Consider the following 23,341-nt stretch of genomic DNA (forward strand, 5'->3'; position numbering starts at 1 on the left):
AGAACGCCGACCGGATCGTCGCGCTGCGCACCGAGCGCCGCTTCGAGGAGGCCCGCGAGTTCGGCCGCGGCCTGTGGAAGGGCAGGCCGGAGAGGGGGGCGGCCTCGTGTGCGGGAGCGAGCGGTCCTCACCCCCAGATTCCGCATTGTCCGATGAACTTGCTGTCGAGCACGTTGTCCTGGGCGTCGCGGACCTCGACCGTGTAGTCCCAGCCGCTGTAGTGCGTCTTGTCGACGCTCCAGGTGCCGTCGGCGCCGACGACGAGGGTGTCCTGCGTCACCTGCCAGTCGCCGAGGTGGCGGACGACGATCGTCATGCCCGGCGGGTAGCCGCTGCCCCACGCGTGCGCCACGTACAGATCGCAGTCCAGGTAACCGCCCGTCTGCAGCGCCTGTGCCGACGCCGCGGACGGTGCAGGGGCGGACGTCGCCGGGGTCGCGGCGACGCCCGTGAGGGCCAGGGCCGCCGCCGCGGCGATACCGGCCGACTTGATGGTGCGTAACATCCGAGAACTCCTTCGTCGGGATTCCGGGGAAAGTGCGCGCCGGGATCGTAAACCCCTCTTCCGGAATGCGCGGACGCGCCAGGAGAAATGCACCGGATTGCGGTCGGCGAAGCGCCGCGTATCACCTGCGACTTTCACTGGTCGCTTAAGGGCCTTCCCGGGGTTCCGTCGCGAGCCTAATCTCGGTTCCTGTTCGGCCTTTTCGTACCGACTGGATGGGGAAGTACGCATGCTCAACAAAGTCGTGATCGTGGGAGGCGGTACGGCGGGTTGGATGACCGCCTCGTATCTCAAGGCCGCTTTCGGCGAGCGGATCGATATCACGCTGGTGGAGTCCGGGAAAGTCGGAACCATCGGGGTGGGGGAGGCCACTTTCAGTGACATCCGGCACTTCTTCGAGTTCTTGGGGCTCAAGGAGAAGGACTGGATGCCGGCCTGCAACGCCACGTACAAACTGGCGGTGCGTTTCGAGAACTGGCGCGAGAAGGGCCACTACTTCTACCACCCGTTCGAGCAGATGCGTTCGGTCAACGGCCATCCGCTGGCCGAGTGGTGGCTCCACGACGGTCCGACCGACCGGTTCGACAAGGACTGCTTCGTGATGGCCTCGGTCATCGACGCCGGGCTCAGCCCGCGCCGGCTCGACGGCACCCTGCTCGACACGCCCTACGACGAGGGCGCGGACGAGATGCGGGGCCTGACGATGTCCGAGCACCAGGGCAAGACCCAGTTCCCGTACGCCTACCACTTCGAGGCCGCGCTGCTGGCCAAGTACCTGACGAAGTACGCCGTGGAGCGTGGCGTCAGGCACGTGGTCGACGACGTCGAGGCGGTCGAGCTCGACGAACGGGGCTGGATCAGCTCCGTCAGGACGGCCCGGCACGGCGAACTCGCCGGTGACCTGTTCGTCGACTGCACCGGCTTCCGCAGCCTGCTGCTGAACAAGGCGCTGGAGGAGCCGTTCATCTCCTTCCAGGACACCCTGCCCAACGACAGCGCGGTCGCGCTCCAGGTCCCCATGGACATGGAGAAGCGCGGCATACGCCCGTGCACCACGGCCACCGCCCAGGACGCCGGCTGGATCTGGACGATCCCGCTGACCGGCCGGGTGGGAACCGGTTACGTCTATGCCAAGGACTATCTCTCCCCCGAGGAGGCCGAGCGCACCCTGCGCGAATTCGTCGGACCCGCCGCGGCCGACGTCGAGGCCAACCACATCCGGATGCGCATCGGGCGCAGCCGCAACTCCTGGGTGAACAACTGTGTCGCCATCGGGCTGGCCAGCGGTTTCGTGGAGCCGCTGGAGTCGACCGGGATCTTCTTCATCCACCACGCGATCGAGCAGCTGGCCAGGAACTTCCCCGGCTCCGACTGGCACCCCACCCACCGCGAGCGCTACAACGACGCCGTCGCCCATGTCATGGACGGCGTAAGGGAGTTCCTCGCACTGCACTACCTGTCGGCCAAGCGTTCCGACACGCAGTACTGGCGCGACGCCAAGACGCGCGTCGCCCCGGACGGACTCGCCGAGCGCATCGAGAAGTGGCGTACCCAGCTCCCGGACAGCGAGACGGTGTTCCCGTACTACCACGGGCTTCCGCCGTACTCGTACATGTGCATCCTGCTCGGCATGGGCGGCATCGATCTGAAGGCGTCGCCCGCGCTGGCCCTCTCCGACCCCGGAGCGGCCCGGCAGGAATTCGAGGCGATCCGCGAGAAGACCGAGCAGCTCGTCAAGGTGCTGCCCGGGGCGTACGAGTACTTCACGCGGATGCGCTGACGCCGCCGTGGCGTCACACCTCCCGAGTGCCGCGGCGGGACCCGCCGTGCGGGCCCGCCGCGGGCGGCCGTACCGGCAGGAAAGGGCAGTGCGATGAGTGAATCGACCACCCGGACGCCGGCACCGGCGACCCCCGAGGAGTTCCGGACGCTGATGAGCGGCTTCCCCACGGGGGTCGCCGTCGTCACCGCGACGGACACCACCGGCGTGCCGCGCGGGATGACGTGTTCATCCCTCTGCGGAGTGTCGCTGGAGCCGCCGGTGCTGCTGGTGTGCCTGCGGGCCGGCAGCCCCACCCTGGAGGCGGTGCTGGGCTCCGGGGCCTTCGCGGTGAACCTGCTGAGTGCCGACGCGCGGCCGACGGCCGAGCTGTTCGCCTCGGGCGATCCGCACCGCTTCGGCAAGGTCCGCTGGGAGGCCGACCCCCTGGCCGCGGGGCCGCATCTGGTGCGGGACGCGCACACCGTCGCGGACTGCGGGGTGCGCTCGCAGCAGGCCGTGGGCGATCACGTGACGGTGTACGGGGAGATCCACCGGGTCACCCGGCGAGGTGACCGTGTCCCGCTGCTGTACGGACTGCGGGAGTTTCGGCCATGGCGGGAGCACTGACCTCCCCCGCGGTGCCGCGAAGCCGGCCGCCGAGCAGCGCCAGTCCCAGGGGCGTCACCGTGTGCAGCACCCTGTTGCGTACCCGGCGCGTGGTGATGAGCCCCGACTGGCGCAGCACCGTGGCGTGCTGGCTGGCGCCCGCCGACGAGATGCCCAGGCGGGACGCGAGCTGGCCGGTGGTGCAGGCGGCCGTCGTCAGCTCCCGCAGTGCCGCGGCCCGGGTCTGGCCCACCAGGGCGCCGAGGGCCTGCCCATCGGCCCCGGTGCCGCCCCACAGGCCGCCGCCGGACCGGGCGACGGAGAAGACGAGCGCCGCCATACCGGTGTCCGGCTCGCGCTCGACGACCCGGCCGACCTTGCCGGGCAGGAAGACGGAGGGGCACAGCAGCAGGCCCCTGCCGTCGAGATGGATCTCGCGGTCGGGGCCGTCGGGTATCTCCAGGGCCGAGCCGGTCCACCTGATTCTGGGATGCAGGGTGGCGAGCAGCTCCTCGATGCCGCCGGCCATGGCGAGACGGCCACGTGCCTCGCACTCGGCTTCGAGCCGTTCCCCGATGCGGTCCCAGTACGGCGCGACCGACACCCGCCACACCTCCAGGGCCAGCAGGGACGCGTCCGCACGGGTCAGCCCCGACGGCCCGACGCCCGGCCCCGTCGCCCGCTCCAGGAGGAACAGCAGGTCGTCCGGGGCGTCGGCCGTGCACGGCAGCAGGGCCGACGGGCTGCGGGGGGCGGACTGCCGCAGCAGGCGGTGACGGACCTCGCCGCGCCATCGCGCGTAGTCGGCATGGCCGGATCCGGTCAGTACACCGAGCGCGAAGACGCCTTCGGCGAGAGGGCCGAGCGTGCTCCGCAGCCGGGTACGTGCCAGGTCGGCGGCGGTGAGGTGAACTCTCTGCATGCTCGCTCCCGTTGGTGGTGGTTCCGGGGAACCGTTCACCGACCACTCCTCCCGGCGCCGCGGCAGGCGGCCGCCGGGCGGAGGTCCGTACCGGTGGGCGGACCGTCGGCGGACGGTCCGCCCGGTCAGAAGCCGGGTGCCGCGGCCGGGGCCCGGAGTGTGCCGAGATAGGGATGCCACAGGTGGCCGGGGTTGTTCTCCACCTCCGCCACGATCTCCCGCATCGCGACGAGAGCCTTGGGCTCCTGTCCGTCGTAGACGTCGCCCTGCAGCATCTTCAGCACGTCGATGCGGTAGCGCGGGTCCTGGACGAAGGCGGTGAACAGGACGTTCAGGCGGTAGTAGATGGAGATGAACTCGTACCAGTACTTCACCGCACGGCGGAGCTTGGTCTCGTAGGTCTCGAAGCGCTTCTTGGCGAAGTCGCCCGCCTCGTGTGCCGCGATGATGTCCTGGGCGGCGATGCGCGCGCTGTTGAGGGCGACGCTCACGCCGCTGGAGAAGATCGGGTCGACGAAGCGGGCCGCGTCTCCGATGAGCACGAAGCGATCGCCGCAGATCTGCTTCATCGCGTAGCTGTAGTCACCCTCCGCCTTGAACTCCCTGACCCGCTCGGCCTTCTTCAGCGCGTCGTGCAGTTCGGGCCGGCTGGAGACGAGGTCCCAGAAGAACTCCTCGTGGTTCTGGCCCGCGGCGGCGAAGCGCTTCTTCTGCGTGACGACACCGATGCTGGTGACCGTGTCGCTGATCGGGATCTGCCACACCCAGGCGTCCTTGATGGGCAGGAAGTGCACGAAGATGTGGTCCACCTGCGCGGCGTCGGCGGCGATCGCCTCGCGGTCCAGGCCCTCGAACCAGGTGTGGACGGCGTACTGGTCGAAGACCGGGTCGGCGACCTTCACCTTGAGCTGCCGCCCCAGCAGGGTGCTGCGGCCGGAGGCGTCGACGACCATGCGGGCGGTGAAGTCCGTCTCCTTCGACGCCATGCGGACGGTCAGCCGCACCAGTTCGGGATCGGCGAAGTCCGCCTTCAGCACCCGGGCACCGTTGAGGACGGTCGCGCCCTGCTCGTCGGCGTGCCGGAGCAGGATGGCGTCGAAGCGGCCCCGGTCCACATGGAAGGTGTAGTCGCGGTCGACGCCCGGCTGGTTGCGTTCCACGAACGCGATGTCGGCGGTCCAGCCGTGGCTGAGGCCGCTGTATCCCATCCGGGGGATGTCCCGCGACTCCGCGGAGGTCCATGAGGCGCCGTACTTCTTCGGGAACCCGGCCTCGTCGATCTTTCCGAGAGCCCCGATCTCGTGCAGCACGGGTGTGGTCGCCGGGACGAGGGACTCACCGACGTGCGGCCGGGGGAACGTCTCGCCCTCGAACACGACGACGGAGAGTCCGGCCCTGGCGAGGTAGGAGGCCATGGTCGAGCCGGCGGGCCCGCCGCCGATGACCGCGACGTCGAAGTCCGGCTTCATGCTTTCTCCTTCTGGGCGTGGGCGTCCAGCGACAGGTCGTGCAGCATGCGGGCGATGGTCCGGATGTCCTTGAAGTGTTCGATGTCGATCTTCGCGGGCGAGACGTACAGGCCCAGCTCGTCGCGGATGTAGGTCAGCAGGAACGCGACCCGCAGGGAGTCCAGGACGCCCGAATCCATCAGCGGGGACACATCGGTCAGCTCCGCCTGATCGTCTCCCTGGAGAAATTCTTCTCCGATGAACTTGACGAGTGCGGAGACGTAATCTTCCTCAGTCATCGGTTCTCGCTTTCTGTGCGGTGCCGATATTTCACATGTGGCCGTTCGGTGAGTTCTGCTCGTCCCACTTCAGTGACTCCGCCCTCAGATCCTCCTGGGACATCCGGTCGATCTCCGCGCGGACCTCTGCCTCCACCACCTCGGCCAGTTCGGCGACCGTGCTGCCCTCGAACACGGCTCGGGTGGGGAAATCGATGTCGAACTCCTGCTGGATCTCGGCGATCAGCCGGATCGCGAGGATCGAGTTGCCGCCGCTGCGGAAGAAATGGCTGTGCGCGCCCGCGTGGATCCCGAGGAGCTTCCCGAAGATCTCCGCGACCCGTTCCTCCACGACCCCACGCGGTTCGACCAGGTCCTCCGTCGTCGCCGCCCCGGGCTCCGGAAGTGCCGCCCGGTCCAGCTTCCCGTTGGCGTTCAGCGGGACGCGCTCGATCGGCGTGAAGGTACGGGGGAGCATGTAGGAGGGGAGCCGCTCCGCCACGTGGGCGGCCAGCTCCTCCTGGATCTTCGCCGGTTCCGGTGTCCCGGGGGAGGGAACCCAGTAGGCCGCCAGGCTCGCGCTGCCGTCCACGTCCACGACGGCGGTCACGACCGCTTCCGCGACGTCGGGATGCGAGTGGAGCACGCTTGTGATCTCGCCGAGTTCGACCCGGTAGCCGCGGATCTTCACCTGGCCGTCCCGGCGGCCGACGAAGTCGACGTGGCCGTCGGGCAGCAGCCGGACCAGATCACCGGTCCGGTAGAGCCGTGCCCCCGCCGGACCGTACGGGTCCGGTACGAACGACGCGGCGGTCGGTTCGGGACGGGAGGCGTAACCACGGGCCACACCGTGGCCGCCGACGTACAGCTCACCGACGACACCGATGGGCGAGGGGCGCATCAGATCGTCCAGGACATGCATCGTCACGCCGGGCAACGGCCGCCCGATGGGCACCGAATCACCGCTCACGGGAGCCGTCACCGGATAGATGCAGGTGCCGACGGACGCCTCGGTCGGCCCGTACTCGTTGATGAGCCGTCCGGCGCCCAGCGCCCGCGCCCACCGGTCGGCCGCGTGCACCGGCAGAGCCTCGCCGGCCACCACGACCGCCTGCGCCAGCCCTGCCAGCTGCCCGGGTTCGAGCTGCCCCGCGAGGATTTCCATGTGCCCGGGGGTCAGCTTGAGGAAGGAGAACGGTGCGGCGGACCGGAGCCGGGGGCCCAGCTCCGCCAGGTCGAGGTCCTGCGGCAGCAGATGGGTGGGCAGGCCCGCGAGCAGGGGCGCCCAGAGGTTCGGCACCACGAGGTCGAAGGCGACCGACGAGAACACCGCGCTGCCGCCGGCACCCCGGGAGGCCAGTTCCTCGACCGCCCAGCGGACATGGTTCGCCAGTCCGCGGTGCGTGACCTGCACACCCTTGGGCCGGCCCGTGGAGCCGGAGGTGTAGATCACATAGGCCAGCAGGTCCAGGTCCCCGCCGCGCCCCGGATCCAGGGACGCCGGATGGGCCGGCGGCGCAGCGGGCTGCGCCGCGATCAGGTCCGCGTCGCCGTCGGTGGTCACGAACCGTCCCGCGAAGACACCGGCGAGGCGCTCCCGGTGCTCGGACCGGGTCAGCAGCAGCCGCACCCGCGCGTCCGCGAGCACGCCGCCGACGCGGGCCGCCGGGAAGGACGGGTCCAGCGGCAGATAGGCGGCGCCGGCCTTCCAGACGGCGAGCAACGCCACCGGCAGATCGATGCCACGGTCGAGCAGCACGCCGACCACCGATCCGGGCCCCACGCCGAGACCCCGGAGCAGGTGGGCCAGCCGGCCGGCCCGCGCGTCCAGTTCGGCGAAGGTCGCCGTCGTGCCGTCGGCGACCAGCGCCGTGGCGTCCGGCACCGCCGCGGCCCGCGCCGCGAACAGCGCCGGGACGGATGCCGTCACGTCGGCCGCCGGTGTGTGGTTGTGCGGCCCCCGTGCCGAGAGAGCGAGCCGCTCGTCGGCCGGCAGCAGGCCGAGGGTGTCGAGGCGTCCGAGCGGCTCGGCGACGACCGATGCCAGCAACTGCTGGAAGTGGCCCGCGAGCCGCTCCACGGTGGCGCGTTCGAACAGCGAGGTGGCGTACTCCCACGCGCCCACGAGGGTGCCGTCGGGCTGCCTGCGCAGGTAGAGGGTGAGGTCCGTCTTGGCGATGGACGACACATCGGTCACGGCGTCGAGCTCGTCGGCGTCGGCCGCGGAGCCGGTGAGTTCCTCGCCGTGATAGTCGAACGCCACCTGGTAGAGCGGTGTACGGGACAGATCACGCTCGGGCGCGAGTTCGGCGACCAGTTCCTCGAAGGGCAGTTCCTGGTGACCGAAGGCGTCCTTGCAGACCTCCCTGACCCGCTCCAGCGCCTGCTCGAAGGCGAGCGATCCGTCCAGCCGGCAGCGCAGGACGAGACTGTTGAGGAAGAACCCGACGACGCCGTCGATCTCGGGGCGCTCGCGCCCGGCCACCGGGGTCCCGATCACCACGTCCCACTGCCCGGTGTACCGGGCCAGCAGCGTCGTGAACGCCGTGAGCAGCACCATGAACGGGGTCGCCCCGCCACGGCGCCCCAGCTCGGTGAGCGCGTCCGCGACATCGGCGGGCAGGGTGAACGTGACGACCGAACCGCGGGCGTCCCGGGCGGCGGGCCGCGGCCGGTCGGTGCGCAGGGTCGACGGGGCGGCCCCGTCGAGCACGGTCCTCCAGTGGTCGAGTTCGCGTGCCACGACGTCCTCGGTGAGCCGCTCGCGCTGCCAGACCGCGTAGTCGGCATACTGCACGGGCAGTTCGGGCAGTTCGGGGCTGCGGCCGGCCCGCAGTGCGCCGAGGATCTCGTGGAACTCCTCCCGCAGGACGGTCGCCGACCAGCCGTCGCCGACGATGTGGTGCATCAGCAGGGCCAGGGTGCGATCGGCGGCCCGGGTGCCGCGCCCGCCCTCGGGTTCGCTGATCAGCAACGCGCGGGCGACGGGGCCGTGTTCCAGGTCGAACCCCTCGGCGGCGTCCCGCTCGACGAGTGCGCCGGCCTCGGTCCGCGCGGCCGTGACGCTGCGCAGCGCCATGGGGGCGGGCGGGTCGATGACCTGCACCGGCTCGCCGTCCTGGCCACCGTCGGCCACGAACCGGGTGCGCAGCGCCTCATGGCGTGCCGCCAGTTCGTCTAGGGCCCGCCGCACCAGGGTCTCGTCATCGGTGGCGGGGACCCGCAGGAACAGGCCGGTCACCCATTCACGGCTGCGCGGGTCGATCTGCTCCAGCAGCCACAGCCGCCGCTGGCCGAACGACAGCGGCAGGCGCCCGGTGCGCGGCACCGGGCGCACCGCGGGAACGCCGGCCCGCTCCGTGCCGTCGCCGTCCTCCGTGATCAGGCGGGCCTGCGCGGCGATGGTGGTCGCGCGCAGCAGCCGGGGCAGCGCGATGTCCCGGCCGGTCGCGGCGCGCAGCCGGTTGGCGAGCCGGGTCAGCTGGAGGGAGGAGCCGCCGAGCCGGAAGAAGTCGTCGTGCACTCCGATGTCCTCGGTGCGGAACAACTCCCGCCACTGGTCCGCGACCAGCCGCTCGGCCTCTGTGGTGGGCGCGGCGTCCGGGTTGCCGGCCGGATCGGGGGCAGGAAGCGCCAGCCGGTCCAGCTTGCCGCTGGACGTCCTGGGGAGCGAGGCCATCTCGACGTACACGGAGGGCAGATGGCTCTCCGGCAGCCGTCCGGCGAGGAACTCCCGCAGCTCCTCGGGGGCCGTCGGGCGGGCCGCCGGGCGACGGAGCAGGTAGGCCGCGAGCCGCGTGCCGCCCTCCGGCGTCCGGTACGAGGTGACGGCGGCCTCCCGGATGCCCGGATGGCAGGCCAGGGCGGCCTCGACCTCGGCGGGTTCGATCCGGACGCCGTTGATCTTGACCTGGTGGTCCGTCCGGCCGAGGTGTTCGAGACTGCCGTCGGCCCGCTGCCGTACGAGGTCGCCCGTCCGGTAGTGCCGTGCGCCGGCCGGGCCGAACGGGTCGGGCACGAAGCGCTCCGCCGTCAGCTCGGGCCGGCCCAGATAGCCGTGGGCCAGCCCGATGCCACCGAGGTACAGCTCGCCCTGGCAGCCGGGGGCCACGGGATGCCCGTCGGGGCCGGCGACGACGGTGCGGATCCCGTCGACGGGGGTGCCGATGGGCACCGGGCCGGAACGCTGGACCGGGTCGAAGCGGTGCCCGGTGACCTCGTTGGTGCACTCGGTGGGACCGTAGGTGTTCCACACCTCGACCTCGGTCCCGTGGTCCCCCCGGGCCCGCAGGAAGCGCTGGACGAGCTCGGCGTAGAGCTGTTCGCCGCCGGAGGAGAGCAGCCTCAGGGCAGTGCAGTCGCGCCAGGCGGGCTCGTCGACCAGCATGCGCAGCACCGACGGCACGACCTGCAGGACCGTGACGCGGTGCTCGGCGACAGTGCGGACCAGCAGGGCGGAGTCCCGCTCGGCACCGGGGGGCGCCATCACCACGGTGCCGCCGCCGGCCAGCGGGGCGAAGATCTCCCAGCCGGCGGCGTCGAAGGTCAGGGGCGTCTTGTGCAGGACGCGGTCCCCGGGACCGATCCCGTGGGTACGGACCCGCCAGCCGACCTGGTTGGCCAGACCTCCGTGGCTGACCACGACGCCTTTGGGCCGCCCGGTGGAACCGGACGTGTGGAGCACGTACGCGGGATGCGCCCCGGAGACCTCGATGCCGGGGCCGTCCTGCGGCAGGCCGTCGAGTACCGCGGCGCCGGCGTCGAACGCCACCGTCCGCACGTCCGAGTCCTCGAAGCGCTCCGCCGTGTCCGGACCGGTCACCACCACCGCGGTCCCGGTGTCCGCCAGCACGGCGGAGGTACGGGCCGCGGGGTGGCCGGGGTCGAGCGGCACATAGGCCGCGCCGGTCTTCCAGACGGCCAGCAGTGTGACGGCGAGGCGCGTGCCGCGCTCCAGGAGGACGCCGACCGGCGCGCCGGGTCCGGCCCCCGATCGCGACAGCAGGTGCGCCAGCCGGTTGGCCCGGCGCTCCAGCTCGCCGTAGGTCAGCGTCCGCTCCCCGGCCACGACCGCGACGGAGTGGGCACACGACGCGGCCCGGCGCGTGATGACCTCGTGGAGCGGCTCGGCCGCTGATGGATCCGAAGGGTGGTTCATCAACTCTCCCAATGGGTCGGCAGTGCTCGGCCCGGGCGCCCCGCGGGCACGGCCGTGTTGTCCGCTGCCCGACACGCGAAGATCTTGCTGAACCGGCCAATACTGCGGCTATATCGCGGTTATCTCTCGGAATCGGACGAGGAACCGGCCCGTTCCGCCGTTCCCCTTTCCGGCTCCCCGGCCGGTACGTCCGCTTCGTCGGCACGCCGGGCGCAGCGCACCGCAGGGATCAGTGCCGAGGCCACGAACGTCGCCAGCATCACGGCACCGACCCCGAGCACCGTCTTCGTCGAACCGACGGAGCTCAGTGCGAACCCGCCGGCCAGTGAGCCCAGCGAACTGGCCCCGGAGCTCAGCAGGCCGGAGACGCCGCCCACCCGGCCCTGCATCTCGTCCGGGGTCATCCGCACCTGGTAGACGCCGGCCAGCACGTTGAGCACGGCCCCGGCGAAGGAGGAGCCCGCGAACAGCGCTGCCAGCAGGTACACCTCCTGGGCGAGCGCGACCAGCGGCATCAGCACCGTCCAGACCCCGAAGATCGCGATGATGACCGGGCCGGGGCGCAGCCGCCGGACGAACTGCGAACCGGACAGGGCGCCGGCGATCCCGCCCAGGCCCGACACCAGTCCGATGACGCCGATCGCCGCCGGGGAGCCGCCGTTCTCCTTGACGATCAGGATCAGCGCCAACGTCAGGGCCTGGAAGAGGATGTTGGTGACGGCGACCAGCGAGATCGCGGCGCGCAGGAAGCGCTGACCCAGCAGCCAGCGGATTCCCTCGGCCATTTCGGCCCGCAGCCGCAGCGGCGAGCGGCGGCGCTCGGTCTGGAACTCCCGGCGTATCGCCAACAGGCTGACCAGGGCGGCGACATGGGACACCGCCGCGAACACGAACGGCGACCACCTGGCCACCCCGTACAGCGAACTGCCGAGCGGCTGCCCCAGCAGGCCCGCGGCCCGGGTCCTGGCCTCGTTCCCCGACAGGGCGGGGGACAGGTGGTCCGGGTGGACCACGTTGCGGACCGCCGCCCGTTCGGAGAGCCGGTAGAAGATCGACGCCGTGCCGCCGACGAAGGCCGCGGCCATCATGTGGATCAGCCACAGCCGGTCGCTGAACACCGCCACGGCCACGCTGGTCATGGCCAGCAACGCCACCACATCGCAGACGATCATCGTTCTGCGGCGGTCCAGGCGGTCGACCACCACACCCGCGGGCAGCTGGACGAGCAGCATCGGCAGCAGCCCGGCGAAGCCCACGAATCCGGCGTCGGTGGGCGATCCCCCGTACCAGACCATCAGCAGCGGATAGGCGACGTTGGCCGTCCGGTCGCCCAGCGCCGAGACGCCGGCGCCCAGCCACAGCAGCAGGTAGTCACGGTTGCGGCGCAGCGGCTCGGGGGGCCGCCGCGGGCCGGCCTCGGTGGCCGGCCCGTCAGCCATGCTGTTCACCGGGGTGTGTCTCCGGATCCGTCCTGCTCCAGGAGCGAGGTGTGGCGCTTGGCCACCTCGGCCCCGGACTCGCCGTTGGTGAGGACGACGAAGCCGTGTCCCGGCCCCAGCCGGCACATCGCCATGGCGTGGTAACCGGCACCGCCTCCGCCGTGCCCGAACTGGATGTCGGGACCGAGGTCGTCGACGACCGTGCCCAGCCCGTAGGAACTGTGCGGGTGCTGCGCCGTGAGCATCTCCTGGGCCGAGCCGGCCGTGAGCAGCGCGAGCGGGCGGGCGAGCCGTGCGCGGCGGATCTCCAGCGCGGCCTTCGCCAGGTCGGCCGCCGTGGTCCACAGCCCGGCCGCCGCCGCCTCGGCCCGCGTCAGCCAGCCCCCGTCGAGGGGCCGGCCGTCCGGGTCGTGGCCGAGGGCCACGGGCCGGTCCGGCCGCTCCGGGAACACCGGGTCGAAGCTGCTGTCCGTCAGGCCCAGCGGCTTCAGGACGACCTCGTCCATGAGACCGGCGAAGGGCCGGCCCGTGGCGTCCTCCAGTACCTGCTGGACCACCGAGTAGTGGACGTTGGCCTTGCGGAAGACCTGTCCCGGCTCCAGTTCGGGGCGCGCGGGCGCGCTCACCCCCGGCCCCCTGCCGTGCAGAAGGTCCGTCAGGGACGGAGTGCGCTGTCCGCGCGGCAGATGCACGACGGGCGTCGGGGCCAGACCGGAGAGGTGGCCGAGCAGCTGCCGCAGGGTGATCCGGTAGCCGTCCGGCACCCGCCAGTTCCGCAGATACGCGTTGACGTCCTCGTCCAGGTCCAGGACCCGCTGTTCGACCAGCCGCAGCACACCGAACGCGGTGATGTGCTTGCTCAGGGACCCGACCTGGAAGACGGTCTCGGGGGTGACCGGGTCGGTGCCACCGGCCGTCAGGACACCGTGTGCCTCGACGGACACCAGTTCGCCGCCCCGGATCACGGCGATGCTCGCCCCGGGAACGCCGTCCACGCCGTGCAGCGGGCTCGCGGCCGCGCCGGACGCCGCGGGCCGCCCGGCCTCCGGTGTCCGGGCCGCCGGGGGCATCGGCCGGCTCTCCGGCAGGGTCTCGGCGGCTGCGGCCACCGCCTCCAGCGAGTCGTCCTGGTAGACCGTGAGCAGCGAGATCTGGATACCGGCTCGGCGGGCCGCCGCGATCATCTGGAACACCACGATCGAATGACCGCCCAGCGCGAAGAACCGGTCGTGCACCCCGACCCGGTCGACCTGGAGGGTCTCGGCCCAGATGGCGGCCAGCGTCCGCTCCACCGGGGTGCGCGGCGCGACGGACGGCGCACGGGCGGCCCCCTGGTCGTCCGGGTCCGGCAGCGCCGCGCGGTCCAGCTTGCCGTTGGCGGTCAGCGGCATCCTCTCCAGCGTCACGAACACCGTCGGCACCATGTACGGGGGCAGGCTCTCGCCGGCCCGGTCCCGCAGGTCCCCGGGCTTCGGCGCTCCGCCCGGCGCGGCCGTCAGATAGGCGACGAGCCGTTCGGCTCCGGGGGAGGCGCCCTCCCGCAGGACGACCCGGGCCTCGGAGACCTCCGGGTGGGTGACCAGGACCCGTTCGATCTCACCCGGTTCCACCCGGTGGCCGCGAATCTTGATCTGGTCGTCGGTACGGCCGAGGAACTCCACGTTTCCGTCCGGCAGCGTCCGGGCCAGGTCCCCGGTCCGGTACAGCCGGCCGCCGGGCACGCCGTACGGATCCGGTACGAACCGGTCGGCCGTCAGGTCGGGCCGGCCGGCGTATCCGCGGGCCACCCCGGTCCCTCCGATGTACAGCTCGCCCGTCGTTCCCCTCGGCACCGGCTCCAGACCGTGGCCCAGCACCAGCAGCCGTGCACCGGGGATCGCCCTACCGACGGGAACCGTCCCGCCCTCGCGCCAGGTGGGGTTCACGGTGTCCACGGCGCAGCCGGAACTCGCCACCGTCGTCTCGGTCGGTCCGTACGAGTTCAGGAGCCGCCCCTCGCCCAGCGCCCGCGCCCAGGTCCGGGCCGGCCCCACCGGCAGCGCCTCGCCGGCCACCACGACGACGTCCGCCACCTCCGCCAGCCGCTCGGGGGCGATCTGCTGGGCAAGGATCTCCAGGTGGCCGGGGGTCAGCTTGACGAATCCGTAGGGACCGCCGTCGAGGAGCCGCTGTCCGAGCGTGTCGAGGCCGGCGTCCTCGGGCAGCAGCCGCACCGGCTGCCCGGCCATCAGCGGCGCCCAGAGACTGGGAACCACGAGGTCGAAGGCGACCGAGGAGAACAGCGGGGCGCCACCGCCGCCGCCGGCCAGGTAGGCGTGAAGCGCCCACCGCAGGTAGTTCGCCAGCCCCCGGTGGGTGACCTGTACGCCCTTGGGGCGTCCGGTCGACCCGGACGTGCAGATCACGTAGGCGAGGGTGTCGGGGTCCGTGAGCTGCTCGGGCGCCGTCCCCGGCAGAGCCGCGACCGCCTCCCGGTCACGGTCGAGAAGTACGCGCGGCCCGTCGAAGCCGACCGGTTCCACGAGGTCCGAGACGGTGACCAGCACATCGGCTCCGGCGTCGGCGAGCATGTCGCGCAGGCGCCCGGCGGGGACGGACGGGTCCAGCGGCAGGTACGCCCCGCCCGCCTTCCACACGCCCAGCAGCGTGGCCATCAGGTCGGTGCCGCGCTCCAGCAGCACCCCCACGACGGACTCGGCGCGGACGCCGGCCCCCCGCAGGCGGTGCGCGATCCGGTTGGCACCGACGTCCAGCTCCGCGTAGGACGTCGTCGTGTCGTCGGTGGACACGGCCACCGCGTCAGGGGTCCGTGCCACCTGTTCCCGCCACGCCCGGGGCGCGGTCCAGGAGACCGGCTCCACCGGATCGCCGGGGGCGGCCGCCCCCGGGCCGACCAGCTCGTCCCGCTCGCCCGGCGGCAGGAAGACGGTCCGCGTGTCGCCATGGCCGTCGGCGGCGATCGATTCCAGTACCGACCGGTACATGGCGGCCAGGCGCTCGACCTCGTCCCGGCCCAGGAAGGCGGTGTCGGCGTTGAGCTGAAGGCCGCCCTCCACGGTCGAGACGCCGAGCGGCACCTCGATGCGACTGAAGCCGCCGATGTCGCCGGAGGCGGCGGGAGCCGCGACGCCCGCACCGGCGGCGGCGAAGTCGTGGTAGCTGAAGCGGACATCGATGAGCGGGCCGCCGTCGCCCAGATCGTGCTGGATGGCATGCATCGGGAAATGCCGGTGCGGCCAGGCCTCGATCTCCCGGTCGCGGACCTGCCGCACCAGGTCGTGCCAGGTCGCGGCGGCGGACAGGTCGACGGGGAACGGCAGCGGGTTGAGATGCGATCCGTAGACCCGGTCCGCTCCTGGTGCTTCGGGGCGGCAGTGGGTGACCAGGCCGGTGAAGAACCGGCGCTCGGGTGTCAGCTGGCTCAGTACCTTCAGATGGGCCGCCAGCAGGACGCTCTTCAACGACGCCCCGGCGTCGGCCGCCACCGTGCGCAGACCGGCCAGCAGGTCGTCCAGCGGTATCAGGGTCCGGTACCGGTCGTCCGGGCCTTCGGGGTCGCCCCAGCCGGCCGGGAGGGCGAACCTGGCGTGGCCGTCGATGACGCCGCTCCAGTACGCGCGGTCCTCGGCCGAGGCCAGGGCCCGCTGCTCGGCGTCGACGGTGTCGGCGAACCGGACGGCGGGCGGTTCGTACGGCGCGAGGGCCGACCCGTCGCGGAAGGTCCGGTAGAGATCCAGCAGTTCGGCGCGGAACAGCCCGAACGTCCAGCCGTCCATGATCAGGTGGGACTGGACGACGGTGAGCTGCCAGTCGCCGCCCGGGAACCTGTGGACCACCAGCCGCAGCAGCGGGGCCGTGCCGTGCGGGAGCGGTGTGCCGCTCTCCGCCTCCACCAGCTCCCGCAGAGCCCGGTCCTGTTCACCGGGGCTCGCGGTGGTCAGGTCCACGACCCGCAGCGGCACCTGGGCCGTGGCGTGCACCAGTTGCACGGGCACGGAGTATGACTCGGTGTCCACACCGGTGCGCAGCGCGTCCTGGCGGGTGACCAGTTCGTGCAGGGCCCGCTGGAGCGGTTCGCGGGAGAACGGCTCCGCGGCGCCGATGCGTACCGACGAGACCCGGTGGTAGTTCAGCGGACCGTCGCCCGCCAGCATCTCGACGAGCATGCCCTTCTGGGCCTGCGTCAGGGGGTAGGCGTCGGTCACGCCCTCGGGCAGCCGGGCCCGGTCCGCCTCGGTCAGCAGCGCGAACGGCTCGACCGCCGACGGAGGGGGCGTCGCCCCCGTCCCTCCGGCCGGTCCGGCGCAGAGGGCGTCGATGGTCTGGTGCTTCAGCACGTCGCGTGCCGTGACGGCCACACCCGCCGCCGCCATCCGGCCGGCGATCACCAGGGCGTTGAGGGAATCGCCGCCCAGCTGGAAGAAGCCGTCGTGGACACCCACCCGGTCCCTGCCGAGCGCGTCCCGCCAGATGCCGGCGATCCGCTCCTCGACCGGGGTGCGCGGCGCGACGTAGGAGGCCCGGGCGAACGCGTCCTCGTCGGGTGCGGGCAGGGCCCGCGTGTCGAGCTTGCCGTTGGCGGTCAGCGGGATCCGGTCGATGTCCTGGTACGCCGCCGGGACCATGTACTCGGGCAGCGAACGGCTGAGGTGGGTCCGCAGCTCCGCGGGAGCGGGCAGCGTGTCGCCGTCGGGCACGAGGTAGGCGATGAGGCGTTTCTCGCCGGGGGTGTCCTCGCGTGCGGTGACGACGGCCTCGCGTACCCCCGGATGGGCCGCGAGGGTGGCCTCGATCTCGCCGAGTTCCACGCGGTAGCCACGGATCTTGACCTGGTGGTCGATCCGGCCGAGGAAGTCCAGGCTTCCGTCGGGGCGGCGGCGGGCCAGGTCGCCGCTGCGGTACAGCCGTGCCCCCGGCGGCCCGAAGGGATCGGGTACGAACCGCTCCGCCGTGAGGTCCGGCCGGTTCAGGTAGCCCCTCGCCACCCCCGGACCTCCCACGTGTATCTCACCCGGGGTTCCCTCGGGCACCGGACGGCCGCCAGGGTCGAGCAGATGGACGTCGAGGTCGCTGAGCGGGCGTCCGATCGGGTTGCCCGTGTCCGCGTCGAGGTCCTGCCTGGTGATCCGGTGGTACGTCGTGTGCACCGTCGTCTCGGTGATGCCGTACATGTTGACCAGCGCCACCCGGCCGAGGCCCAACCGCTTGGTCCACGGGCGCAGATCGGCTGTCTCCAGCCTCTCTCCGGCGAAGACCACGGCCCGCAGCGACAGCTGCTTGACGCGCGGGTCACCGTCCGCCGCCGGAGCCAGCAGCGAGCGGAACGCCGACGGTGTCTGGCAGAGCACCGTCACCTCCCGCTCGACGAGCAGGTCCAGGAAGCCGTCGGGCGAACGGGTCGCGTCCTGGTCGACCACGACCAGGGTCCCGCCGTGCAGCAGGGCGCCCCACAGCTCGAACACGGACACGTCGAAGGCATAGCTGTGGAACATCGCCCAGACATCGGCCTCGTCGTAGGCGAAGTGCTCCTGGGCGGCCGTCATGAGGCGGGCGACGTTGGTGTGGGTGAGAGCGACGCCCTTGGGGCGGCCGGTGGATCCGGAGGTGTACATGACGTAGATCGCGTTGTCCGGCGAGACCCCCGACGCGGGGGCCGTCGTCGGCTCGGCGGTGAGCGTCTCCCGGTCCCGGTCGAGCACGACGAGCGGACCCTCGTGGGCCTCCTCGACCAGGGCCAGGGAGGCCGAATCGGTGACCAGCACCGACGCCCCGGCGTCCTTCAGGATGTACGCCAGCCGGTCGGCCGGGTTGGCCGGGTCCAGCGGCAGATAGGCGGCCCCCGACTTGAGGACGCCGAGGAGTGCGGGGATCAGGTCGGCGCCGCGCGGCAGGCACACCCCGACGAGCTTCTCCGCGCCCGCGCCCAGGGCCCGCAGCCGGTGGGCCAGCCGGTTGGCGCGTACGTCGACCTCCGCGTACGACAGCGACACGTCCCCCGCCACCACCGCGACGGCGTCCGGCGTCCGGGCCGCCTGCCGCTCGAACAGCTCGTGGACGCAGTCCCCGGCGGCTTCGGGCACGAGGGGAGCGGCCGCCGGGGCGGCGGCCCGGTCGAGGAGCCGCTCGCGCTCGCCCTCCGGCAGGTACACGGCCTGCGCGTCGCCGTCGTGATCGGCGGCCATCGCCTCCAGCACCGTGCGGTACATGCCGGCCACTTGTCGCGCGTGGTCCGAGTCCATGAAGCTGTCCCGGGTGTTCACGTAGAGCCGGTCTCCTCGGTTGAAGACGGTGAAGTCGAACTCGTTCGTCGCACTGGTCATGCGCGTCCCGGTGGCGACCTTCTCGGTGTCGACCTGCCGGAAGTCGATGTAGTTGAAGTAGGTGTTGATGAGCCGTCCGCCGCCCCACTCGTGCTGGACGACGGGCATCGGGAAGCGGCGATGTGCCCACAGCTCGACCTCGCGGTCGAAGACCTGGGTGACCAGCTCCCGCCAGGTACGGGCGGAGCGGTCGATCGCGAAGGGCAGGGTGTTGAGGTACATGCCCAGCACCCTGTCGGCGCCCAGGGCCTCGGGGCGGGTGTCGACGACGAGCCCCGAGTGGTACTCGGACGCTTCGGTGAGCTGGCCCATCACCTTCATGTGGGCGGCCATCAGCACACTCTTCAGGGACACCTGCGCCGACGCCGCCAGCTCCCTGAGCCGGCCGGCGAGGTCGTCGAACGGCACCTCGTTGTAGATCGGGTCGTCCGTCCCGCCGGCCCACCCGGGGGGCGACGTCACGGGGACGTACCCGGAGGTGATCCGCCGCCAGTACGCGCGGTCCTCGGGGGACCGGAGGGATTTCAGTTCGGCGGCGATCGCGTCGGCGAACCGCACCCGGGGCAGGTCGTACGGTTCCGGCTCCGCGCCGTCCCGGACCGCCCGGTAGCAGTCGAGGAGTTCCACCAGGAGCTGGTGGTAGCTCCAGCCCTCGGTGATCGCGTGCGACTGGGTGAAGGTCACCCACCACGCGTCGTCGCCCTCGTCGTGGGCGACGATCCGGAACAGCGGCGCCCGGTCGGTCGCGAAGGGCTCGGCCCGCTGCTGCCCGGCCAGCCCCGAGCGGACGGCGACCAGCTCGTCCTCGGAAAGCCCGCGGACGTCATGGACCCGCACCGGTATCTCCGCGGTGGCGTGCACCAACTGCAGCGGCGCGGAGTAGCCGGTGAGCCGGAAGGAGGTGCGCAGCACCTCGTGGCGCGCGGCCAGGACCGCGGCCGCCCGCCGCAGCGCGGCGGGGTCCAGCGGCTTGTCGTCGACCACCCGGAAGGTGTTGATGATGTGGTACGCGCTCCGCTCGCTGTCCATCATCTCGATGAGCATGCCGACCTGGGTCCGGCCGACCGGGTAGGCGTCGGTGACACCCTCCGGCAGCTTCGCCCGGTCCTCGTCGGTGATCAGCGCGAAGGGCTCGGTGAAGACCTGGTCGGCCGGCTCCAGACCGTCCCGTTCGGCGATGAGACCGCACAGCCGTTCGACGGTACGGGCCTCCAGTACGTCCCGTACGGCGATGTCGACGCCTTCCGCGCGCAGGGCACCGACCAGGGCCACCGCGCGGATGGAGTCGCCGCCGAGGTCGAAGAACCCGTCCCGGACGCCGACCCGCTCGACGCCGAGCGTGACCCGCCAGATCTCCGCGACCCGTCGTTCGCTCTCCGTGCGCGGGGCCACGTACTCGCCCCGTACGAAGGACTCGTCGCCCGGTGCGGGCAGGGCCCGCTTGTCGACCTTGCCGTTGGGCGTGAGCGGAACGGCCGCGAGCTGGACGAACGCGGCGGGCAGCATGTAGTCGGGCAGGGTCCGGGCGAGCCGCTCGCGCAGTTCCTCGGGGGGCAGCGGCTGTTCGTCCAGGGCGGTGAAGTAGCCCACCAGCCGCTCGTCGCGCACCACCACGACGGCCTGGCGCACCCCGGGGTGGGCGCCGAACGCCTCCTCGATCTCCCGGAGCTCGACGCGGTGGCCCCGGATCTTCACCTGGTCGTCGACGCGGCCGAGGAAGTCCAGGGCGCGGTCGGCGCGCCAGGCGGCCAGGTCACCGGTGCGGTACAGCCGTGCACCGGGCGGCCCGAACGGGTCGGGCAGGAACCGTTCCGCGGTGAGCGCGGGGCGATTGAGATAGCCGCGGCCGACGCCCGCTCCGCCTACGTACAGCTCGCCCGCGGCGCCGACGGGGACCGGCTGGAGCCATTCGTCCAGCGCGTACAGCCGGGTGTTGCGCACCGGCTCGCCGATGGGCACCCGGCCCTCGCCCGGCCGGTCCGGCACGAGGGCGTGCGTGACGTCGTCCGAGCACTCGGTGGGACCGTAGGCGTTGACGAGCGGGATGTCCGGGTAGCGGTCCAGCCAGCGGTCGCACAGTTCCGCGGGCAACGCCTCGCCGGTCACCACGAGCCGTCGCAGGCGGGACAGTTCGGGGGCGGGCGCCCCGGCGTCCCAGAAGTCCAGGCTGGTGCGCAGGAGGGAAGGCACGACCTCCAGGACGGTGATCCCCTCGTCGGTGACGCACCCGAACAGTCCGCCGGGATCGAGCGCGGTGTCGCCGTCCACGATCCGGATCCGGCCGCCGGTGACCAGGGCCGCCAGCATCTGCCAGACAGAGATGTCGAAGGCCGGCGGGGCGTTGAACACCACGCCGTCCGCCGGGCCGAGACCGAGGTCCTCGATCTTGGCCAGCAGGTGGTTGCCCATGCCGCCGCGGTGGACCATGGCACCCTTGGGCCGGCCCGTCGAGCCCGAGGTGTAGATCACATAGGCCAGGTCGTCGTCCGCTGCGACGGGGTCGAGGTCGGTGGACGGCTGCCCCGACCACGCCTGCTCGTCGTCCAGCAGCACGGTCACGATCGCGTCGTCCGTGTGCACCGCGCCGGCCGGCCCGCGCCGGGTCAGCACCATGCGCACCGCGGCATCGCGGAGCATGAAGTCGAGCCGTTCCGCGGGCGTTTCGGGATCGAGCGGCAGATAGGCGCCGCCAGCCTTGAGCACCGCCAGCACGGAGAGGACCAGCTCGGGCGAGCGCTCCAGGCGGATGCCCACGACGACACCCGGGCCCACACCGAGCTCCCGGAGCCGGCGGGCGAGCCGGTTGGAGCGGGCGTTGAGCTCCTGGTAGGTGGTCACCGAGCTGTCGGTGACCACCGCGGTGGCGTCCGGAGCGTCCGCGGCCAGACGCTGGACCTCCTCCGGCACCCGCAGGGTCACGGGGGTACGCCCGGTCGCGGTCAGTTCGTCGAGCAGGAGGCGGCGTTCGTCTCCGGGCAGGTGGGTGGCACGGGCGTCGCCGTCGGCATCGGCGGCCATCGCCTCCAGCACGGAGCGGTACATGCCGCACAGCCGCTCGCCGTCGGCCCGGCTCAGAACGGCCGTGTTCGTCGTCAGGTTCAGCCGGTCGCCGCGGCAGTGCAGCGTGATGTCGAACTCGGTCTGCGAGACGCCGAATCGGGCGTCGGCGTGGATGTCGCCGGGTGCGCCGCCCGGTTCGGCGACCGCGGCCGAGGCATCGAGTCGCGGCAGGTCGACGTAGTTGAAGGCGACGTCGACCAGACGGCCGCCGTGCCAGTCCCGTTGCATGGCGGGGAAGGGGTAGCGCCGGTGCGGCCACAGCTCGGCCTCGCGGTCGAAGACCTGGGTGACCAGCTCGCGCCAGGTGCGGGCGGAGCGGTCCACCGGGAACGGCACCGTGTTCAGGTGCATGCCGTAGACGCGGTCCGCGCCCGTCAGCTCGGGACGGGCGTCGCAGACGAGGCCGACCTGGAAGGCCGGGGACTCGGTGAGCTGGCTCATGACCTTGACGTGGGCGGCGAGCAGCACACTCTTGACGGAGACCCGCAGCTCGGTCGCCAGGTCCCGCAGGGAGTCCTCGATGTCGTCGAGCGGCACCCTCAGGTCATAGCTCTCGCCCGGGCCCTCCCCGCGGCCCCAGCCGTCGGGCAGGGCGAACGGCGTGTGTGTGTCCACCACGTTCCGCCAGTAGGCGGCGTCGTCCTCCGACCGCAGGGCGGCGAGTTCGGCGGCGATGTAGTCGGCGTACCGGACGGCGGGCGTGTCGTACGGCTCCGGCTCCAGGCCGTCGCGCAACCGCCCGTAGACACCGATCAGTTCGGTCAGCAGCCAGTTGTGGCTCCAGCCCTCGGTGATGGCGTGCGGCCGGGCGAGCGACAGCCACCAGCCGGCTTCGGTGTCCTGTCCGACGTAGGCGGCCACCCGCAGCAGCGGAGCGCGGCTCAGGTCGAACTCGGCGTCCCGCTCCGCGCCGAGCAGGCTCATCAGCTCGGCGCCGGGAGCACCGTCGGCACCGGCTGCCGTGGTGGGCACCCGGTGGACGGTGACCGGTACGTCCACCGCGGCGTGCACCAGCTGCATGGGCAGCGAGCAGGAGTGCAGGTCGAACGAGGTGCGCAGCATCTCGTGCCGGCCGACGACCCTGCGGGCGGCCTCGCGCAGCGCCTCCTCCGAGAAGGCACGGCTGTCGGAGATCCGGTAGGAGATGAAGCTCCGGTAGGTGTCGCCACCCCCCAGCATCTCGACGACCATGCCGGTCTGCACCTGGGACATCGGGTAGGCGTCGGCGAGGCCGTCGGGCAGCTTCGCCCGGTCCTCGCCGGAGATCAGCGCGAACGGCTCCACCGGTTCGTCGGCCGTCGTCAGCCCGGCCCGCCCGGCGAGGAGCCCGCTCAGCTCACCGACCGTCCGGTGAGCGAGGACATCGCCGACCGAGACGTCCAGCAGCTTCTCGCGCAGGGCGCCGACGAGCGCGACGGCGCGGATGGAGTCGCCTCCCAGGTCGAAGAAGCTGTCGTGGACACCGACCCGGTCCACACCGAGGATTCCGCGCCAGACGGCGGCGATCCGTTCTTCGGCGGGGTTGCGGGGTGCGGTGTACGCGGTGTGGGCGTAGGCGTTCTGTCCGGGGGTGGGGAGGGCGTTCTTGTCGAGTTTGCCGTTGGGGGTGAGGGGGATGGCGTCGAGGGTGACGAAGGCTGTGGGGATCATGTAGTCGGGGAGGGTTTGGCTGAGGTGGTCGCGTAGTTCTGTGGCGCCGGGGGTGGTGGTGTGGGGGTGGGGGACGAGGTAGGCGATGAGGCGTTTGTCGCCGGGGGTGTCTTCGCGGGTGAGGGTGATGGCTTCGTGGATGGCGGGGTGCTGGGTGAGGGTGTTCTGGATTTCGCCGAGTTCGATGCGGTAG

Annotated in this window: 9 protein-coding genes and 1 pseudogene; 3 read left to right on the plus strand and 7 right to left on the minus strand. The window is 72.0% G+C overall.

The features are described 5' to 3' along the window. Positions 1-83, plus strand: a pseudogene (locus ACWCPY_RS40240) (metallophosphoesterase); the annotation flags it as partial. 44 nt (positions 84-127) lie between these two features. Here ACWCPY_RS40240 and ACWCPY_RS40245 read toward each other — a convergent pair. Beyond that, positions 128-505: a hypothetical protein gene (locus tag ACWCPY_RS40245; protein WP_451273705.1), complete on the minus strand. Its 378-nt coding sequence runs from the start codon at positions 503-505 to the stop codon at positions 128-130. A gap of 229 nt (positions 506-734) precedes the next feature. Between ACWCPY_RS40245 and ACWCPY_RS40250 the strand changes: the two genes are divergently transcribed. After that, on the plus strand, positions 735-2,285 hold the full coding sequence (locus tag ACWCPY_RS40250; protein WP_451273707.1) for a tryptophan halogenase family protein: 1,551 nt from the start codon (positions 735-737) through the stop codon (positions 2,283-2,285). A gap of 93 nt (positions 2,286-2,378) precedes the next feature. After that, the gene (locus ACWCPY_RS40255; RefSeq protein WP_451273709.1) at positions 2,379-2,894 is read left to right on the plus strand and encodes a flavin reductase family protein; all 516 of its coding nucleotides are present in this window, start codon (positions 2,379-2,381) and stop codon (positions 2,892-2,894) included. Here ACWCPY_RS40255 and ACWCPY_RS40260 read toward each other — a convergent pair. From ACWCPY_RS40260 to ACWCPY_RS40285, 6 genes are all read right to left on the minus strand, one after another. After that, positions 2,824-3,795 (minus strand): ArsR/SmtB family transcription factor, encoded by a 972-nt coding sequence (locus tag ACWCPY_RS40260; protein ID WP_451273711.1) that lies wholly within the window; start codon positions 3,793-3,795, stop codon positions 2,824-2,826. The two genes, ACWCPY_RS40255 and ACWCPY_RS40260, sit on opposite strands and share 71 nt — an antisense overlap. Positions 3,796-3,920: 125 nt before the next feature. After that, on the minus strand, positions 3,921-5,264 hold the full coding sequence (locus ACWCPY_RS40265; protein ID WP_451273713.1) for an NAD(P)/FAD-dependent oxidoreductase: 1,344 nt from the start codon (positions 5,262-5,264) through the stop codon (positions 3,921-3,923). Continuing rightward, on the minus strand, positions 5,261-5,542 hold the full coding sequence (locus ACWCPY_RS40270) for an acyl carrier protein (protein WP_451273715.1): 282 nt from the start codon (positions 5,540-5,542) through the stop codon (positions 5,261-5,263). The genes ACWCPY_RS40265 and ACWCPY_RS40270 overlap by 4 nt, the downstream gene beginning before the upstream one ends. A 31-nt stretch (positions 5,543-5,573) precedes the next feature. Further along, positions 5,574-10,679: an amino acid adenylation domain-containing protein gene (locus ACWCPY_RS40275; RefSeq protein WP_451273717.1), complete on the minus strand. Its 5,106-nt coding sequence runs from the start codon at positions 10,677-10,679 to the stop codon at positions 5,574-5,576. A gap of 119 nt (positions 10,680-10,798) precedes the next feature. After that, positions 10,799-12,118, minus strand: coding sequence for an MFS transporter (locus ACWCPY_RS40280; RefSeq protein WP_451273719.1), 1,320 nt, complete (start codon positions 12,116-12,118; stop codon positions 10,799-10,801). A gap of 5 nt (positions 12,119-12,123) precedes the next feature. Next, entirely contained in the window at positions 12,124-23,334 is an 11,211-nt protein-coding gene (locus ACWCPY_RS40285; RefSeq protein WP_451273721.1) for an amino acid adenylation domain-containing protein, read from the minus strand. Positions 23,335-23,341 lie beyond the last annotated feature (7 nt).

This window comes from Streptomyces sp. NPDC002403, assembly GCF_053593015.1.

Bases quoted from the DNA above. Each gene is read 5' to 3' on its own strand.
- ACWCPY_RS40275 (WP_451273717.1), bottom strand. From the start codon at position 10,679: ATGAACCACCCTTCGGATCCATCAGCGGCCGAGCCGCTCCACGAGGTC.
- ACWCPY_RS40265 (WP_451273713.1), bottom strand. From the start codon at position 5,264: ATGAAGCCGGACTTCGACGTCGCGGTCATCGGCGGCGGGCCCGCCGGC.
- ACWCPY_RS40260 (WP_451273711.1), bottom strand. From the start codon at position 3,795: ATGCAGAGAGTTCACCTCACCGCCGCCGACCTGGCACGTACCCGGCTG.
- ACWCPY_RS40245 (WP_451273705.1), bottom strand. From the start codon at position 505: ATGTTACGCACCATCAAGTCGGCCGGTATCGCCGCGGCGGCGGCCCTG.
- ACWCPY_RS40270 (WP_451273715.1), bottom strand. From the start codon at position 5,542: ATGACTGAGGAAGATTACGTCTCCGCACTCGTCAAGTTCATCGGAGAA.
- ACWCPY_RS40255 (WP_451273709.1), top strand. From the start codon at position 2,379: ATGAGTGAATCGACCACCCGGACGCCGGCACCGGCGACCCCCGAGGAG.
- ACWCPY_RS40280 (WP_451273719.1), bottom strand. From the start codon at position 12,118: ATGGCTGACGGGCCGGCCACCGAGGCCGGCCCGCGGCGGCCCCCCGAG.
- ACWCPY_RS40250 (WP_451273707.1), top strand. From the start codon at position 735: ATGCTCAACAAAGTCGTGATCGTGGGAGGCGGTACGGCGGGTTGGATG.